This window comes from Sphingomonas sp. GM_Shp_1, from assembly GCF_026540895.1.
Classification (GTDB): domain Bacteria; phylum Pseudomonadota; class Alphaproteobacteria; order Sphingomonadales; family Sphingomonadaceae; genus Sphingomonas.
In genome coordinates this window covers 1-15774 of sequence record NZ_JALNUR010000053.1, presented here as the reverse complement: position 1 = coordinate 15774, position 15774 = coordinate 1, and the positions used below count along the sequence as shown (strand labels likewise).

The 15774-nt window shown below is 66.6% G+C and carries 14 protein-coding genes; 9 read left to right on the top strand and 5 right to left on the bottom strand.

The window, feature by feature from the left end; all coding sequences use genetic code 11:
• On the top strand, positions 1 to 674 hold a 674-nt coding region (locus OXQ33_RS16605), incomplete at its 5' end, for a multicopper oxidase domain-containing protein (protein WP_267435795.1).
• A complete protein-coding gene (locus OXQ33_RS16600; protein ID WP_267435793.1) occupies positions 671 to 1921 on the top strand; it encodes a copper resistance protein B in 1251 nt (416 codons plus the stop codon). The genes OXQ33_RS16605 and OXQ33_RS16600, both read left to right, overlap by 4 nt.
• On the opposite strand, the gene OXQ33_RS16595 is transcribed toward OXQ33_RS16600, so the two are convergent.
• The 3 genes from OXQ33_RS16595 to OXQ33_RS16585 all read right to left on the bottom strand — a co-directional run bounded on the left by OXQ33_RS16595 (position 1918) and on the right by OXQ33_RS16585 (position 5196).
• Positions 1918 to 3099 carry a heparan-alpha-glucosaminide N-acetyltransferase domain-containing protein gene (locus OXQ33_RS16595; protein ID WP_267435791.1) on the bottom strand — a complete coding sequence of 394 codons (1182 nt, stop codon included), beginning with the start codon at positions 3097 to 3099 and terminating at the stop codon, positions 1918 to 1920. The two genes, OXQ33_RS16600 and OXQ33_RS16595, sit on opposite strands and share 4 nt — an antisense overlap.
• Entirely contained in the window at positions 3096 to 3647 is a 552-nt protein-coding gene (locus OXQ33_RS16590) for a DUF1826 domain-containing protein (protein ID WP_267435789.1), read from the bottom strand. Before OXQ33_RS16590 ends, OXQ33_RS16595 begins: the two co-directional genes overlap by 4 nt.
• A 238-nt stretch (positions 3648 to 3885) precedes the next feature.
• Positions 3886 to 5196 carry a sugar MFS transporter gene (locus OXQ33_RS16585; RefSeq protein WP_267435787.1) on the bottom strand — a complete coding sequence of 437 codons (1311 nt, stop codon included), beginning with the start codon at positions 5194 to 5196 and terminating at the stop codon, positions 3886 to 3888.
• Between the two features lie 128 nt (positions 5197 to 5324).
• On the opposite strand from OXQ33_RS16585, the gene OXQ33_RS16580 reads away from it, so the two are divergent.
• Positions 5325 to 6473 (top strand): aldose epimerase family protein, encoded by a 1149-nt coding sequence (locus tag OXQ33_RS16580; protein ID WP_267435785.1) that lies wholly within the window; start codon positions 5325 to 5327, stop codon positions 6471 to 6473.
• Between the two features lie 13 nt (positions 6474 to 6486).
• Positions 6487 to 8277 carry an IlvD/Edd family dehydratase gene (locus OXQ33_RS16575; protein WP_267435783.1) on the top strand — a complete coding sequence of 597 codons (1791 nt, stop codon included), beginning with the start codon at positions 6487 to 6489 and terminating at the stop codon, positions 8275 to 8277.
• A gap of 56 nt (positions 8278 to 8333) precedes the next feature.
• On the opposite strand, the gene OXQ33_RS16570 is transcribed toward OXQ33_RS16575, so the two are convergent.
• Positions 8334 to 8822, bottom strand: coding sequence for a hypothetical protein (locus OXQ33_RS16570; RefSeq protein ID WP_267435781.1), 489 nt, complete (start codon positions 8820 to 8822; stop codon positions 8334 to 8336).
• A 100-nt stretch (positions 8823 to 8922) separates the two neighbouring features.
• On the opposite strand from OXQ33_RS16570, the gene OXQ33_RS16565 reads away from it, so the two are divergent.
• Genes OXQ33_RS16565 through OXQ33_RS16555 form a run of 3 tightly spaced genes read left to right on the top strand, consistent with a single transcriptional unit; the run spans position 8923 to position 11762 of the window.
• A complete protein-coding gene (locus tag OXQ33_RS16565) occupies positions 8923 to 10068 on the top strand; it encodes a fumarylacetoacetate hydrolase family protein (protein ID WP_267435779.1) in 1146 nt (381 codons plus the stop codon).
• A gap of 14 nt (positions 10069 to 10082) precedes the next feature.
• Positions 10083 to 10868: an SDR family oxidoreductase gene (locus OXQ33_RS16560; RefSeq protein WP_267435777.1), complete on the top strand. Its 786-nt coding sequence runs from the start codon at positions 10083 to 10085 to the stop codon at positions 10866 to 10868.
• 30 nt (positions 10869 to 10898) lie between these two features.
• Positions 10899 to 11762 carry an SMP-30/gluconolactonase/LRE family protein gene (locus OXQ33_RS16555; protein ID WP_267435776.1) on the top strand — a complete coding sequence of 288 codons (864 nt, stop codon included), beginning with the start codon at positions 10899 to 10901 and terminating at the stop codon, positions 11760 to 11762.
• A 194-nt stretch (positions 11763 to 11956) separates the two neighbouring features.
• Here OXQ33_RS16555 and OXQ33_RS16550 read toward each other — a convergent pair whose 3' ends face one another.
• Positions 11957 to 12712: a FadR/GntR family transcriptional regulator gene (locus tag OXQ33_RS16550; protein WP_267435797.1), complete on the bottom strand. Its 756-nt coding sequence runs from the start codon at positions 12710 to 12712 to the stop codon at positions 11957 to 11959.
• A 137-nt stretch (positions 12713 to 12849) separates the two neighbouring features.
• Here OXQ33_RS16550 and OXQ33_RS16545 point away from each other — a divergent pair, with 137 nt between their 5' ends.
• Positions 12850 to 14373 (top strand): aldehyde dehydrogenase (NADP(+)), encoded by a 1524-nt coding sequence (locus OXQ33_RS16545; RefSeq protein ID WP_267435775.1) that lies wholly within the window; start codon positions 12850 to 12852, stop codon positions 14371 to 14373.
• A gap of 69 nt (positions 14374 to 14442) precedes the next feature.
• Positions 14443 to 15435 (top strand): AraD1 family protein, encoded by a 993-nt coding sequence (gene araD1 / locus OXQ33_RS16540; RefSeq protein WP_267435774.1) that lies wholly within the window; start codon positions 14443 to 14445, stop codon positions 15433 to 15435.
• Positions 15436 to 15774 lie beyond the last annotated feature (339 nt).

Sequence of the window (15774 nt, the reverse complement as noted above, 5' to 3'; positions counted from 1 at the left end):
GCCTTCGACCGCGCCCACCCGAACATGCCGCGATGGGGCATTGCCAGCCCGCCCAGCCCATGGCCCATGGCGATATGGGACATGGTGATATGACCCAGGGCGCGATGAAGCACAGCATGCGCGACTTCGCCAATGCGCCCGGTCTGCCGCGCACGCCCGTCGTCCAGACGGTCGCACCGATGCCGGTCGACCGGACCGGCGAACCGCCGCAGGGGCTGGGCGATGTCGGGCACCGCGTGCTGACCTATCGCGATCTGATGAGCGTCGCGCCCAATCCCGACCGGCGGGTGCCGTCGCGCGCGCTGACCATCCATCTGACCGGCAATATGGAACGCTATATGTGGGCGTTCGACGGGGTGAAGCTGAACGCCGTGACCGCGCCCATCCCGTTCCGGCTGGGCGAGCGGGTGCGGGTGACGCTGGTCAACGACACGATGATGGCGCACCCCATCCATCTGCACGGCCATTTCTTCGAACTGGTGACGGGGCATGGCGATCACGCCGCGCGCAAGCACACCGTCAATGTCGCGCCGGGCGGCACCGTGACCTTCGACCTGACCGCCGATGCGGAAGGCGACTGGGCCTTTCACTGTCACCTGCTCTATCACATGCATGCGGGGATGATGCAGGTCGTCACGGTGCGGCGCGATGCGAAGCAGGAGGGCGCGGCATGATCCTGCTCGCCCTGCTGCTCGCTCAGCCACAGCATCATGACATGGCGATGCCGGGCACGACCATGCCGATGGCGAAACCCAAGCCCAAGCCCAAGCCCGCTCAGGCGGCGAAGCGCAAGGCGGCCAAGCGACCGGCGTCCGGCCCGTTGCCTTCGGCCCCGTCCGGCGCATGTTCACCCGAACATGCCGCGATGGGGCATTGCCAAATGACGCCGCCGCCCGCGCCTCAAGCCGATGACACCAAGGCACATGACGCGATGCCGGGCATGGCGTCGATGCCCGAGGCGTCGGCCGCGCAAGCCTGTCCACCTGAGCACGCCGCGATGGGCCATTGCCGAGCGGAGACGCCGTCCCAAGCCCAGGACGCCATGGGGAATGACGCGATGCCGGGCATGGCGTCGATGCCCGAGGCGTCGGCCCCGCAAGCCTGCCCACCCGAGCACGCCGCGATGGGACATTGCCAACCGACGGCGGGCGGCGGCATGGCGATGGATCATGCCGCCATGCCGGGCATGTCAAACGGGCAGGAGCCCGTCGGCGCCGCCCCGCCGCCCCCACCGCCGAGCGACCGTGCCGCCGACCGCTTCTACGATCCCGCCGCGATGGCCGTCGCCGATCGCCGGATGCGGATGGAGCATGGCGGCATGCGCTTCTTGCAGATCCTGTTCAATCTGGCCGAAGTGCAGATACGCGATGGCCGCGAGAGCTATCGCTGGGACGGGGAGGGCTGGTTCGGCGGCGACATCGACCGGCTGGTGATCAAGAGCGAGGGCGAAGGCGGGCTGGGCGACCGGATCGGCGCGGCGGAGGTCCAGGCGCTCTATGCGCGGGCGATCGATCCCTATTGGAACCTTCAGGCGGGTCTGCGGCAGGATGTCGGGGCGGGCGCTCGGCGGACCTATGCCGTACTCGGAATCGAGGGGCTCGCCCCCTATTGGTTCGACGTGGAGGGGGCGCTGTTCCTGTCCGACAAGGGCGAGGTGCTGGCACGGGCCGAAGCCTGGATCGATCAACGCATCACCCAGCGCGCGATCCTTCAGCCCCGGGTGGAGATGAACTTCGCCGCCCAGGACGTGCCCGAGCAGGGGATCGCGTCGGGTGTCTCCAATCTCGAACTGGGCCTGCGACTCCGCTACGAGATCGCGCGGGAATTCGCCCCCTATGTCGGCGTCAGTTGGGAGCGACGCTATGGCCCGGCGAGCGGCGGCGGCGCGGCGCTCGCACTGGGTATCCGGACCTGGTTCTAGAAGTACCGCAGCCAGCGAAGGTCGCGACGGCGGCGCTTCAACTCGGCGAACCATTTGGTCGGGAAATAGAGCGGCACGAGGAGCAGCAGATACATCAGCCACATCGCCCCGACCGAGGACAGGCCGAACACCGTCCCCTGATTGGTACCCCAGATCGCCACCGCGCCCAGATACAGCATGCGCAAGACATAGATGTGCAGCAGATAGAAGGCCATCGGCGCGCCGCCCATCACGGTCAGCGCGCGGGCGACGGGGCCGGTGCGTCCCTCGAACAGCGCGAGCAGTAGCGCCGCGACACCCAGCGTCGCCATCAGGAACAGCAGCGAGGGCGGATATTTGGTCAGCGCCAGGTAGCTCATCACGCTGCGCAGCGTGTCGCCCGCCACCGGCGCCCAGGGCGCATCGCCATAGCCGTTGATGGTCCGCAGTAGGACGAAGCCCAGCAGCAATCCAACCCCCAGCGCGGCGAACCAGCGCCGCCGTTCCTCCGCCGCGTGCCGGAACCACGGGCCGACCGCATAGCCCAGCGCGATCACTCCGATCCACGCCAGGACGGGATAGGTCGTCTTGATCGTGATCCCCATCCATTCGAACGCGGTCCGCTTGTGCACCAGCGCCCAGATGGCGAACCAGGGGCTGTCCGGCGCGAAGGCGATGGGGTCGAGCAGATTATGCCCTGCCACGATCGCCAGCCCGATCGCGGCGATCGCGATGCGCGGCAGATGGATCAGCCCGGCGAGCGCGATCATGCACAGCCCGATCGCCCAGATGACCTGCAACCAGATGGTCTCGGGCGGGAACTTGGCCGACCAGCCGAAGCCGACCAGCGTCACCTCCAACAGCATCAGAAAGGCGCCGCGCGTCAGGAGGAAGCGGCTGGTCTCCGCCCGGCTGTGCGTCTGGCCATAGAGCCAGGCCGACAGCCCGGTCAGCGCGATGAAGGTCGGCGCACAGATCGAGGCAAGCGTCCGGCTGAAGAACAAGGCGGGCGCGACGATCCGCGCATCCATCGGATCGCCGACCTGCCAATGGGTGCAGAAGGTGTCGCGGACATGGTCGAGCAGCATGATGACCATCACCAGCCCGCGCACCGCGTCGATGCTGGCCAGCCGCGCGGTCGCGGCGGCAGGAGGCGCGATCGTCCGGCTCGCGCTTTGGGGTAAGGCGAGGCTGGTCATGCGTCATCCTCCGGCCAGGGCGCATCGATGACCAGCAGCAACCGGTCTTCGCCGGACCCCGCGATCGGCGGCGATCGGTGGATGATCGCCCGGTCGCCCGCCCGCTCGCGCCCCTTGAACAGGCCGACATCGCCCGTCGACAGGGCGTGAGGCGCGGTATCGTCGGATGCGCCGTGCGGCAGCCACTGGGTCGCGCGCCCGCAATAGGTGGTGATCAGGCGGAGCGCGACGTAATCGGCATGGAATTTCCAGCAGCCATTGCCGGTCACCCGCTCGATGCGCACCTCCACCCGGTCATCGCCGGTCAGCGCGCCATAAAGCTGTGCGAGATGCTGGACATCGGCGGCGAGCCGATGATGCCAGTCCTGCGGCGGCAGGGCGGCCAGCGCGTCGGCGATCCCGTGGGCCACCGACCGCATGTTGCTGGCAAAGCGGATGGCCGGGAAGTCGCCCAGCTCCGGGCCCGGCAGAGGGGAGGGACGTTGCCAGACCGCCAGCGTCACGGCGTCTTCGTCGATCGCGTGGAGGATTTCGGCGTCGTCGCCCATCCTGACATGATCGGGCAAGGCCGGGTTCGTTCGGGGAGCTTCACATTCTATGGTCTGGATCACGCCTGCCATCATCACCCTTAGTGTTACGGTGTAACATTACCAAAGGATGCCAAGTAGCGAAAGGGTGGGGATATCCATTTCCCCTTGCAGGGGAGGAAACCTGGTCGGTCCCATAAGGAAAGGGCGGCACCTTGCGGCACCGCCCTTGTCCGTCATTCCGCCGGAGCGGGTGGGATTACCCTGCGTCTTCGTCGGGGAAGGCGTTGGTCGGCTTCGACCCCCACACCGCGTAGAACAGGATGTAGAGTTCGCAGACCGCCGGAATGAGGAACGAGATGCTCAACCCATGGTGATCGGCGATCCACGCCTGGACGGTCGCCAGTGCGCCGCCGGCGATCGCCATCACCAAAAGCCCCGAACCTTCTTCGGTCAGCGGGCCGAGCCCCTTGATGCCCAGCGTGAAGATGGTCGGGAACATGATCGAGTGGAACAACCCCACCAGGACCAGTGCCCACATCGCCAGATGGCCGCTGCCCAGCACCGCCGTCATCACCAGAATGGTCGCGACCAGGGCGTTGAAGGCCAGCAGGCGGGCGGGGGCGACATAGCGCATGATGAACGCGCCCAGGAAACGTCCGACCATCATGCCACCCCAGAGCAGGGTGAGATAATGGCTGGCTTCGGATGCGCTGAGATTGGCGATGTTCGGCTGCTGGATGAAGCTGATGAGCAGCGACCCGACGCAGATTTCCGCCAGGACGTACAGGCCGATCGCCGGCACGCCGAAGACCAGGTTCCGGTGCTTCCAGAGCGAATGCCGATGCCGTTCGGTCGCTGCCATCCGGCTGGTCGCGGAACCGAGATTGGGAAGCTTGAACCGGCCGATGATGACCGCGATGATGACCAGCACGGCCGCGATGAGCAGATAGGGTATCTGCACCGATTGCGCATCGGCCAGCTTCTGCGCGGCGGTGAGCTTGACCTCGCCACCCTCTGCCGTGCCGGAGGCCGAACGCGACAGGATGAGCATCGCGCCGAAGGTCGGGGCGACGAAGGTGCCAAGCGAGTTGAAGGCCTGCACCAGATTGAGCCGGAACGACGCCGTGCTGGGCGGCCCGATCACGGCGACATAGGGGTTGGCCGCGACCTGAAGCAGGGTGATCCCGCAAGCGAGAACGAACAGCGCGGTCAGGAAGAAGCCGTAGGAGGCGAATTCCGACGCCGGGACAAAGCCAACCGCGCCGACCGCCATGATGAGCAGTCCGACCACCATCGAGCGCTTATAGCCGATCCGTTCGATCAACTTGGCCGACGGAAAGGAGGCGACGCCATAGGCGATGAACCAGACGAACTGGATCAGCAGCGACTGGGTATAGTTGAGATCGAAAACAGCCTTCAGATGGGGAATCAGAATGTCGTTGAGGACGGTGATGAAGCCCCACATGAAGAAAAGGCTGGCGAGCAGGGCCAGTGCTGGTCCGTAGCTGGTCGCCCCTCCTCCCCCGACCGGTGCGCCAGTGGCGCGTGACGTAACGGGTACGGCCATTGCATTCCTCTCTTTCGGTCCGACCTGGCGCGAAAAACTGTTCGCCGACCGGCTTGCTCCTGATATTTTGTCTGACTATAGTGACGCAAAAGGCGCGTCAATGGCGTCTGGCGACGGAGGGATGAGGCATGTCTAGGGCGTCAATCAAGACCTTTCTTACTTTGGTAGCGGTAACCTCCGCAATGACTTCCACGGCCGCTCTGGCGAGCGAGGCAAAGCGTGCGCCCGCCGGTTATTCGGTCGAGGGCGCGGGCGTCGAATCGGTGACCCTGACCAACAAGGCCGGGCTGTCGGCGCGCGTCCTGACGTACGGCGCGACGCTCCAGTCGGTGATGGCGCCCGATCGCGACGGCAAGCTGGCCGACGTCCTGCTCGGCTATGACAAGGCCGAGGATTATGTGAACCATCCGAATTTCTTCGGCGTGACGGTGGGGCGCTTCGCCAACCGCATCGGCGGCGGTCGCTTCTCGCTCGACGGGCGGCCCTATCAGCTGACGCTGAACGACAAGACCAATTCGCTTCATGGCGGCACCAAGGGCTTCGACAAGCATCTGTGGCGCATCGTCTCGATGAAGGACGGCCCGACCGCCAGCGTCGTGATGGCGCTGACCAGCCCGGACGGCGACCAGGGCTATCCCGGCAAGGTCGATGCGACCGTCACCTATTCGCTGGACGAGGCGGGCTCGCTGACCATCGCGTTCGAGGCGAAGACCGACAAGCCGACCGTCGTCAACATGACGAACCATGCGATCTTCAACCTGAACGGCGAGGGGTCGCCGCTGGGCGCGACCTATCACAGGCTGACCATCCCGGCCGCCGCCTATACCCCGGTCGATGCCAAGCTGATCCCGACCGGCGAGCGCAGGCCGGTCGCGGGCACCGTCTTCGACTTCCGTCAGCCGCGCGTGGTGGCGGATGGCATTCGCGACGGCAACGACCAGCAGATCCGCTATGGCCAGGGCTATGACCATAATTTCGCGCTCGACAAGGGGCTGACCGCCACGCCGCAGCTTGCCGCGCGGCTGGAGGACCCCGCCTCGGGCCGCGTGCTCGAAGTGCTGTCGACCGAGCCGGGCGTGCAATTTTACACGGGCAATTTCCTGGACGGCACCTATGTCGGCAAGCAGGGGCATCTGTACCGCATGGGCGACGGCATCGCGCTGGAGCCGCAGAAATTCCCGGATTCGCCCAACAAGCCCGACTTCGTCTCGCCCCGCGTCGATCCCGGCAAGCCTTACCGGCATACCATGATCTATCGCTTCTCCACCGTTCGCTGACCGAAAGCCTGACATGACCGACACGCCCAAACTGCGCAGCCGCGCCTGGTTCGATAACCCCGATAATATCGACATGACCGCGCTCTATCTGGAGCGCTATCTGAACTTCGGCCTGTCGCTGGAGGAGCTTCAGTCGGGCAAGCCGATCATCGGCATCGCGCAGACGGGTTCCGACCTGTCGCCCTGCAACCGCCACCATCTGGTGCTGGCGGAGCGGGTGCGCGAAGGCGTGCGGGAAATGGGCGGCATCGTCCTGGAATTCCCGGTCCACCCGATCCAGGAAACCGGCAAGCGCCCGACGGCGGGCCTCGACCGCAACCTGGCCTATCTGGGTCTGGTCGAGGTGCTGTACGGCTATCCGCTCGATGCGGTGGTGCTGACCATCGGTTGCGACAAGACGACCCCGGCCGCGCTGATGGCCGCCGCCACCGTCAACATTCCCGCGATCGCGCTGTCGGTGGGGCCGATGCTCAACGGCTGGCACAAGGGCGAGCGGACCGGCTCGGGCACGATCGTGTGGAAGGCGCGCCAGATGCTGGCGGCGGGCGAGATCGACGATGCGGAGTTCATCCGCCTGGTCGCCTCCTCGGCGCCGTCGACCGGCTATTGCAACACCATGGGCACGGCGACCACGATGAACTCCCTGGCCGAAGCGCTGGGCATGTCGCTGCCCGGCTCGGCCGCGATCCCCGCGCCCTACCGTGACCGCCAGGAGGTCGCGTACCTGACCGGCAAGCGCATCGTCGAGATGGTACATGAGGATCTGAAGCCCTCCGACATCCTGACCAGGGAGGCGTTCCACAACGCGATCAAGGTCAACTCGGCCATCGGCGGCTCGACCAACGCGCCGATCCACCTGGCCGCCATCGCGCGTCACATCGGCGTCGACCTGCCCGTGCAGGACTGGGAGACCGAGGGGCACAAGATCCCGCTGCTGGTGAACCTGCAACCGGCGGGCGAGTATCTGGGCGAGGATTATTACCGCGCGGGCGGCGTCCCCGCCGTGGTCAACCAGTTGATCGAGCAGGGGCTGATCCACGAGGACGCGATGACCGTCAATGGCAAGACCATGGGCGAGAATTGCCGTGGCAAGGCGATCGAGGACGAGAAGGTCATCCGCCCGTTCGACCAGCCGCTGGTGGAGGAAGCGGGCTTCATCGTCCTGTCGGGCAATCTGTTCGACGCCGCCGTGATGAAGACCAGCGTGATCTCGCCCGAGTTCCGCGAACGTTATCTGTCCAACCCGGACGATCCCGACGCGTTCGAGGGGCCGGCGGTCGTGTTCGACGGGCCGGAGGATTATCACCACCGCATCGACGATCCCGCGACCGGCATCACGCCGCAGACCCTGCTGTTCATGCGCGGCGCGGGGCCGATCGGCTATCCGGGTGCGGCGGAAGTCGTCAACATGCGCCCGCCGGCGTATCTGATCACCGAGGGCATCCACTCGCTGCCCTGTATCGGTGACGGGCGTCAGTCGGGCACCAGCGGATCGCCCTCGATCCTCAACGCCAGTCCCGAGGCGGCGGCGATGGGTGGCCTGGCGCTGATCCAGACCGGCGACCGGGTGCGGATCGACCTGAACAAGGGCACCGCCAACATCCTCATCTCCGAGGAAGAATTGGCCGAGCGTCGCAAGGTGCTGGCGGCGGCGGGCGGGTATAAATACCCCGCGTCGCAGACCCCGTGGCAGGAAATCCAGCGCTCGGTGGTCGGTCAGATGTCGACCGGCGCGATCCTGGAGGGCGCGGAGAAGTATCAGCGTATCGCCCAGACCCAGGGGCTGCCGCGCGACAACCATTGATCGGGCATGATCGGGCGGGCGGGTCGGGCGAGTGCCCGGCCCGTTTCGCCTGGGCCTCAGGTATTGATGAGCCAGGCCAGCGCCGCGTCGTGGGACAGGAAGGCGTCAAGATTGGGCAGCGGATAATTCTGGCGGATCTGCGCTTTCAGCGGACTGGAATCCACGACCAGCGCCAGCCGGTCTTCTGAGCGATAATGTTCCAAAACGCCCTCGCGCATCTTCTGGACCATGGCGATCGGCATGATCGGGGTACCGCGCCGATCGATCAGTGCCTTGGCATAGCCACCCAAATGAACGCGGGACTGGTGCAGGAAGGGAAGGAAGGCACGCCAATATCGTTCGGCGATATCCGGGGTCCAGACATCGCAAACCCGGACATGGACGATGTGATGATCGCCCATCCGGATCACGAACGCAGAGTCGTCGATTCTTTGCAAACTCATCTGTCCCTGGGCACCCGTTTTCGTCGCATCGGCGGCGGGGTTGATACCAATAGCGGCCATAAGCGAATCATCGCATAAGGCCAGGCGGTTAAGGATCTGCATTGGTACAGGAGTGATAAACGGCTCGCGCCACCGCCATCCAGCGCTTGACGTGCGAACGACACCAATCGATACCGCTAACAAAATTTGCGGAGAGGACCTTATGGCCAGCCAGTTCACCGACCTGATCCAAGCCTTGCCGGACGATTGGCGCGACGGGCGTTTCGTCGGTCGTATCGACCGGGGCGAGGGGCCCTGTCCCATTTTGATCGAGGGGGCCCGAGTTTACGACATGAGCCGGGTCGCACCGACCGTCTCCGCGCTGATCGCGGACGGTGCGATCGAGGCGTCGCGGGGCGAGGCGCTGGGCGAACTCGCCGACCTGAACCTGTCGCCCGAACAGGGCGCGGCCAACCGCCTGCTGTCGCCGATCGACCTGCAATGCGTGAAGGCGGCGGGCGTGACCTTCGCGGTGTCCGCGCTCGAGCGGGTGATCGAGGAGCGTGCGCGGGGCGACCATGCCAAGGCGGCGGGGCTTCGGGCCACGCTGGAACAGGCGCTGGGCGGCAATATCCGCTCGGTCGTGCCGGGTTCGCCCGAGGCGGCGCAGCTCAAGGACGCGCTGATCGCCGAGGGCCTCTGGTCGCAATATCTGGAGGTCGCGATCGGCCCGGATGCGGAAATCTTCACCAAGTCGCCGGTGCTGTCGACGGTGGGCTGGGGGATGCCGGTCGGCGTCCGCTCCGACTCGACCTGGAACAACCCCGAGCCCGAGGTGGTGCTGGTCGCCGATGCGCATGGCAAGGCGGTCGGTGCGACGCTGGGCAACGACGTCAACCTGCGCGATTTCGAGGGGCGTTCGGCGCTGCTGCTCGGCAAGGCCAAGGACAATAACGCCTCCTGCTCGCTGGGGCCGCTGGTTCGGTTGTTCGACGACGGCTTCACCATGGACGATGTGCGGTCGAGCGAGGTCAAGCTAACCATCACCGGCACCGACGGTTATGTGCTGGAGGGCGCGAGTTCGATGGACCAGATCAGCCGCGATCCCGAGGATCTGCTGGGCCAGGCGCTGAGCGAGCATCATTATCCCGATGGCCTGGTCCTGTTCCTCGGCACGCTGTTCGCGCCGACCCAGGACCGCGACGAGCCCGGTCGCGGTTTCACCCACAAGGTCGGCGATACCGTCGTCATCACCAACCCGCGTCTCGGCACGCTGGTCAATCCGGTGACGACCTCCGCCGACGCCCCCGCCTGGACCTTCGGTCTCGGCCAATTGATGCGCAACCTGGCCCAGCGCGGCCTGTTGTGACGGAGTCCCTTTCCATGTTGCAGAAGACCAGCGCGGCGGACCTGACCGCGCGCTATCCCAGCCTGATCGACAAGCGCGTCATCGTGACCGGCGGCGGCTCCGGGATCGGCGAGGGACTGGTCGAGGCGTTCGTGGCGCAGGGCGCGCGCGTCGCCTTCGTCGACATCGCCGAGGAGGCGAGCCGGGTGCTGGTCGACCGGCTGAGCCCCGATGCGCGCCATGCGCCGATCCATCGCCGCTGCGACCTGACCAATCTCGACAGCCTGAAGGCGATCTTCGCCGATCTGGAAGCGGCGCTGGGCGGGGTCGATATTCTCGTCAACAATGCAGGCAATGACGACCGCCACAGCATCGAAGAGGTCACCCCGGCCTATTGGGACGAGCGGCTGAACGTCAATCTGCGGCACCAGTTCTTTGCCGCCCAGGCGGTGATCCCCGCGATGAAGCGGGCCGGGGGCGGCGCGATCCTGAACTTCGGGTCGATCAGCTGGCATCTGGGGCTCAACGACCTGGTCCTTTACCAGACCTGCAAGGCCGCGATCGAGGGGCTGACCCGCAGTCTGGCACGCGATCTGGGCCGCGAGAATATCCGGGTGAACACCATCGTGCCGGGCAATGTGCAGACCCCGCGCCAGGAAAAATGGTACACGCCCGAGGGTGAGGCGGAGATCGTCGCGGCGCAGTGCCTGGACGGGCGGATCCAGCCCTCGGACGTGGCGGCTTTGGTGCTGTTCCTCGCCTCCGACGATGCGCGGATGTGCACGGGGCACGACTATTTCATCGACGCCGGTTGGCGCTGACCGACCGGCGCGGGACGACAGGAGAGAGTGATGCAGCAGGCCGAACATTGCCTGACCGTGGGTGCGACGCTGGGTGAGGGCCCCATCTGGGTCGATGACGCGCTGTGGTTCGTCGATATCAAGCAGCAGCGCATCTACCGGCACGATCCGGCGACCGGCTCGCTCGATCACTGGGCCTCGCCCGAAATGGTCGGCTGGGTCGTTCCCGCCGAGCGCGGCGGCTTCGTCGCCGGGTTGCAGTCGGGCCCGCATCATTTCGATCCCGCCACCGGCGCGTTCGAGCGGCTGGCCGAGATCGACGCGCATCTGCCCGCCAATCGCCTGAACGATGCGGCGGTCGATGGGCAGGGCCGGATCTGGTTCGGCACGATGGACAATGACGAGACCGCGCTGTCGGGGCGCCTGTTCCAATGGGCCGCCGGCCTTGTCACGCCGACCGCCGCCGATCCGGTGTGCATCACCAACGGCCCGGCGATCTCGCCCGATGATTCGACGCTCTATCATGTCGATACGCTGGGCAAGGTGATCCTGGCGCACCCGATCCTCAGCGACGGGACGCTCGGCCCCGCGATCGAATTCGCGCGCTTCGGCGAAGAGGACGGCCATCCCGACGGCGCGATCTGCGATGCCGAGGGCGGGGTGTGGGTCGGCTTCTACGGCGGCTGGGCGGCGCGGCGCTATGGTCCGGACGGCGTTATGACCGACGACGTGCGCTTCCCTGTCTCCAACATCACCAAGATCGCGCTGGGCGGTCCCGATGGCCGCACCGCCTATGCCACCACGGCGCGGCAGGGCCTGTCGGCGGAGCAGTTGGAGGAGCAGACCCAGGCGGGCGACATCTTCACCTTCCGCGTGCAGGTGTCCGCCAAGCCGCTTCACCGCGCCCATATCTGAGCCATCCCCATTCAGAAGGAGGGGCCTGGATTCCTCCCCTGCAAGGGGAGGGGGACCAGCGAAGCTGGTGGAGGGGTGTCCCCCCCTGTAAGGTCGGTCCACCTCTCCGACCGGGATACCCCTCCGTCAGGCCTGCGGCCTGCCACCTCCCCTTCCAGGGGAGGAAGGAGGAATGTCTATCGACCCTGGGCCCCTCATTCCTCCATCGCGCTGCGGGTATCCTCCAGCGCCAGATCGACGAGCAGCCGCATGGCCTCTCCGGCCCCCTCCACATCGCCCGCCGCGATCGCGTCATAGACCTTCACATGGTCGGGCACCGGATTACGGGGCAGCGCGCGCGAGCGCTGCTTGAACTGGGTGGTCCAGGCGACCGCCGCGCCGATGCTGGCGGTCAGCACGACCAGCGCGTCATTGCGGGTCGCCGCCAGCACGGCATTGTGGAAATCGCGATCCGCAGCACGCCCCGCCTCGGTCGCCAGCGTGTGGCGGCGCATCGCGGCCAGCGCGTCGCGCATCTCCTTCAGATCGGCCTTGTCGCGCCGCTCCGCCGCCAGCCGCGCGGCGGCGGGCTCGACGATCGCGCGCAACTCGAACAGGCTGCGCACGAACTGGATATCCGGCTCGCCGGAGAAGGCCCAGGCCAGCACATCGGGGTCGAGCAGGTTCCAGCGGTTGCGCGGCAATACGCGCGTGCCCGTCTTGGGGCGGCTCTCGACCAGCCCCTTGGCGCTCAGCACCTGCACCGCCTCGCGGTACGCACTGCGCGACACGTCCAGCGCCTCCGAAAAGGCGACCTCGCCCGACAGGGTGTCGCCGGGACGATATTCGCCGGAAACGATCGCCGCGCCCAGCTTGTGCGCGATCGCGCCGTGCAGGCGGCGACCGGTGCCGCGCCGGGTCTTGGGCGTGGACGCTTCGGGGGACGCTTCCGGGCCGGTTTCGGTCGCCATTTCGGGCGTCGCATCCCCGTTCGTCATGCTGTCACTCATCGATCGTACCTCTCCGCCCCCATCATTACGCACAACCTTTAACATTGCCATCACTCCGTCAAACGAATATGTCGGAGTAATATAAAGGAGCTTCCCCTATGACCGATTTCCGTTCGATCGACGCCGCCACCGGCCAGCCGGTGGGCGACGCTTTCGCGGTCCATGGCCCCGCCGATGTCGATGCGGCCTGCGCGGCCGCCGAGGAGGCGTTCGACGTCTATCGCGCGACGAGCCGCGAGGATCGCGCCGCGTTCCTCGATAAGATCGGTGCCGAGATCATGGGCGTAGGTGACGCGCTGATCGAGGCGGCGATGCGCGAGAGCGGCCTGCCGCGCGCGCGTCTGGAAGGCGAGCGGGGCCGCACGGTCGGTCAGTTGGGTCTCTTCGCCAAGGTGCTGCGCGCCGGGGCCTATCTCCAGGTCCGCATCGACCCCGCCATGCCCGACCGCCAGCCGCTGCCGCGCCCCGATCTGCGCCTGCGCATGGTGCCGCTGGGCCCGGTCGCGGTGTTCGGCGCGTCCAACTTCCCGCTCGCCTTCTCGACCGCCGGTGGCGACACCGCTTCGGCGCTGGCCGCCGGTTGCCCGGTGATCGTCAAGGGCCACCCGGCGCATCCGCAGACCGGCGCACTGGTCGCGGGCGCGATCGAGCGGGCGGTTGCCGCCTGCGGTCTGCCCAAGGGCGTGTTCGGCCATCTGACCGGCCCCAGCAACGAACTGGGCGGTGCGCTGGTCCGTGACCCGCGCATCACCGCGGTCGGTTTCACCGGCTCGCGCGCTGGCGGTCTGGCGCTGGTCAAGATCGCGCAGGAACGCCCCGTGCCGATCCCCGTCTATGCAGAAATGTCGAGCATCAACCCGGTCGTACTGATGCCCGAGGCGCTGAAGGCACGCGGAAGCGCACTCGGCACCGCGTTCGTCGGGTCGCTGACCATGGGCGCGGGGCAGTTCTGCACCAATCCCGGCCTGGTGCTGGCGATCGAGGGCGAGGGGCTGGACGCTTTCGTCGAGGCGGCACGCACCGCGCTGACCGATGCGGCCGCGCAGACCATGCTGACCCCGGGCATCCACGCCGCCTATACCAAGGCGGCGGAATCGCTGGCCGCCCATGACAAGGTCGAGACGGTCGCGCAGGGCAAGGTGGGCGAGGGCGTCACCGCCGGTCGCGCCGCCTTCTTCCAGACGACGGCGGAAGCCTTCCTCGCCGACGAGGCGCTGGGCCATGAAGTGTTCGGCGCATCGTCAATCCTAGTCCGTTGCCGCGACGAGGCCGAACTGATCGCCGTGCTCAAGGCCGCCGAGGGCCAGCTGACCGCCACGATCCAGATGGACGAAGGCGATACCGACATGGCCGCGCGGCTGGTGCCGGTGCTGGAGCGCAAGGCGGGCCGCATCCTCGCCAATGGCTGGCCGACGGGTGTCGAGGTGGCGCATGCGATGGTCCATGGTGGCCCGTTCCCCTCGACCTCGGACGCGCGCACGACTTCGGTCGGCAGCCTGGCGATCGACCGCTATCTGCGGCCGGTGTCCTATCAGAATCTCAGCGCGGCCTTGCTGCCCGAGGATCTGAAGGACGAAGCGGCCGGCAAGCTGCCCCGCCTGGTCGATGGCCAGCCGGGCTGAGGAATGACGGGGCGCGGGCCGGATCGAGCCCGCGCCCCTTTTTCATGATAAGGACAAGGGGAGGATTTCATGGCTGATCGTCTGCTGCAGCATCGTGCACCTGACGGGACCCGTTCGGTCATTCTGGCGCGCGGCGACCAGGCCGCGTTCGTACCGGGCGTCGAGAGCGTTATCGCGCTGGCCCAGCGTGCCATCGCCGGGGGCCGGTCGCTCCTCGACACCGCGCTGGCGTGCGGCGAGGGTACCAGTGTCGATCTGGCGGCCGAACTGGCGGCGGGGCATCTAATCGCCCCGATCGACCACGCCGACCCTGCGCATTGCATCATGACCGGCACCGGCCTCACCCATCTCGGTTCGGCCGAGGGGCGCGACAAGATGCACCGCGACGCCGCGGCCGCCGCACACCAGACCGACTCGATGCGGATGTTCCTGGAAGGCGTCGAGGGCGGCAAGCCAAGCGAAGGCCAGGTCGGCCAGCAGCCGGAATGGTTCTACAAGGGCGACGGCTCGCAATTGGTCGGCCCCGGCGAGGCGCTGGAAATGCCCGCCTTTGCGCAGGACGGCGGCGAGGAGCCCGAACTGGCGGGTATCTATCTGATCGGCCCCGACGGGACGCCGCACCGGCTGGGCCTGTGCCTGGCCAACGAGTTTTCCGACCATGTGACCGAGCGGCACAATTATCTCTGGCTCGCGCATAGCAAGCTGCGTCCCGCCGCTTTGGGCGCCGAACTGCTGCTGGGCGATGTTCCCGATCATATCGAGGGGACGAGCAAGATCGTCCGCGACGGCGAGACGCTCTGGGAAAAGCCGTTCCTGTCGGGAGAGGCCAATATGTCCCACAGCCTGGCGAACCTCGAGCATCATCACTTCAAATATGCGCTGTTCCGGCGTCCGGGGGATGTGCACGTGCACTTCTTCGGCACCGCGACGCTCTCTTTTGCGGATGGCATCCGTACTCAGGAAGGCGATGTGTTCGAGATCGCGGCCGCGCCCTTCACATTGCCGCTCGCCAATCCGCTGAAGCGCAGTGACGAACAGCCGGTGACGGTGGGACGCCTCTGAACGGTGTCGGACGGCCTGATAGGATGAAGGGGGCGCTCTTTCCGATGGGAAGGGCGCCCCTTTCGCATCCGGCGGGTGATTCTGATGCTGATTCGACCGTTTAAGCGGCGATGATTCGGATTTGCACGCGCGATCGGTGATAAGGTTCCGGGCGAGAGTAAGGGCTGGCGCGTCCCCAAGTTTCTGTATTTCAACGGTTTTTCAAGTTTTTTGCAGAAAAATGAAAATCCGTTGTTGACCGGATGTTGGGTCCCGCCTAGAGGGGTTTCACCGCAGCGGTGGTCGCCGAGACTGACCGTTGCAGCTACGACAGACTGGCACGCTGGAAGCCCTGGGAAC

Coding starts and splice junctions, on each gene's coding strand:
- OXQ33_RS16550 (WP_267435797.1), bottom strand. CDS start 12,712: ATGGCGACCGAAACCGGCCCGGAAGCGTCCCCCGAAGCGTCCACGCCC.
- OXQ33_RS16545 (WP_267435775.1), top strand. CDS start 12,850: ATGACCGATTTCCGTTCGATCGACGCCGCCACCGGCCAGCCGGTGGGC.
- OXQ33_RS16595 (WP_267435791.1), bottom strand. CDS start 3,099: ATGACCAGCCTCGCCTTACCCCAAAGCGCGAGCCGGACGATCGCGCCT.
- OXQ33_RS16560 (WP_267435777.1), top strand. CDS start 10,083: ATGTTGCAGAAGACCAGCGCGGCGGACCTGACCGCGCGCTATCCCAGC.
- OXQ33_RS16590 (WP_267435789.1), bottom strand. CDS start 3,647: ATGGGCGACGACGCCGAAATCCTCCACGCGATCGACGAAGACGCCGTG.
- OXQ33_RS16585 (WP_267435787.1), bottom strand. CDS start 5,196: ATGGCCGTACCCGTTACGTCACGCGCCACTGGCGCACCGGTCGGGGGA.
- OXQ33_RS16555 (WP_267435776.1), top strand. CDS start 10,899: ATGCAGCAGGCCGAACATTGCCTGACCGTGGGTGCGACGCTGGGTGAG.
- araD1 (WP_267435774.1), top strand. CDS start 14,443: ATGGCTGATCGTCTGCTGCAGCATCGTGCACCTGACGGGACCCGTTCG.
- OXQ33_RS16565 (WP_267435779.1), top strand. CDS start 8,923: ATGGCCAGCCAGTTCACCGACCTGATCCAAGCCTTGCCGGACGATTGG.
- OXQ33_RS16575 (WP_267435783.1), top strand. CDS start 6,487: ATGACCGACACGCCCAAACTGCGCAGCCGCGCCTGGTTCGATAACCCC.
- OXQ33_RS16600 (WP_267435793.1), top strand. CDS start 671: ATGATCCTGCTCGCCCTGCTGCTCGCTCAGCCACAGCATCATGACATG.
- OXQ33_RS16580 (WP_267435785.1), top strand. CDS start 5,325: ATGTCTAGGGCGTCAATCAAGACCTTTCTTACTTTGGTAGCGGTAACC.
- OXQ33_RS16570 (WP_267435781.1), bottom strand. CDS start 8,822: ATGCAGATCCTTAACCGCCTGGCCTTATGCGATGATTCGCTTATGGCC.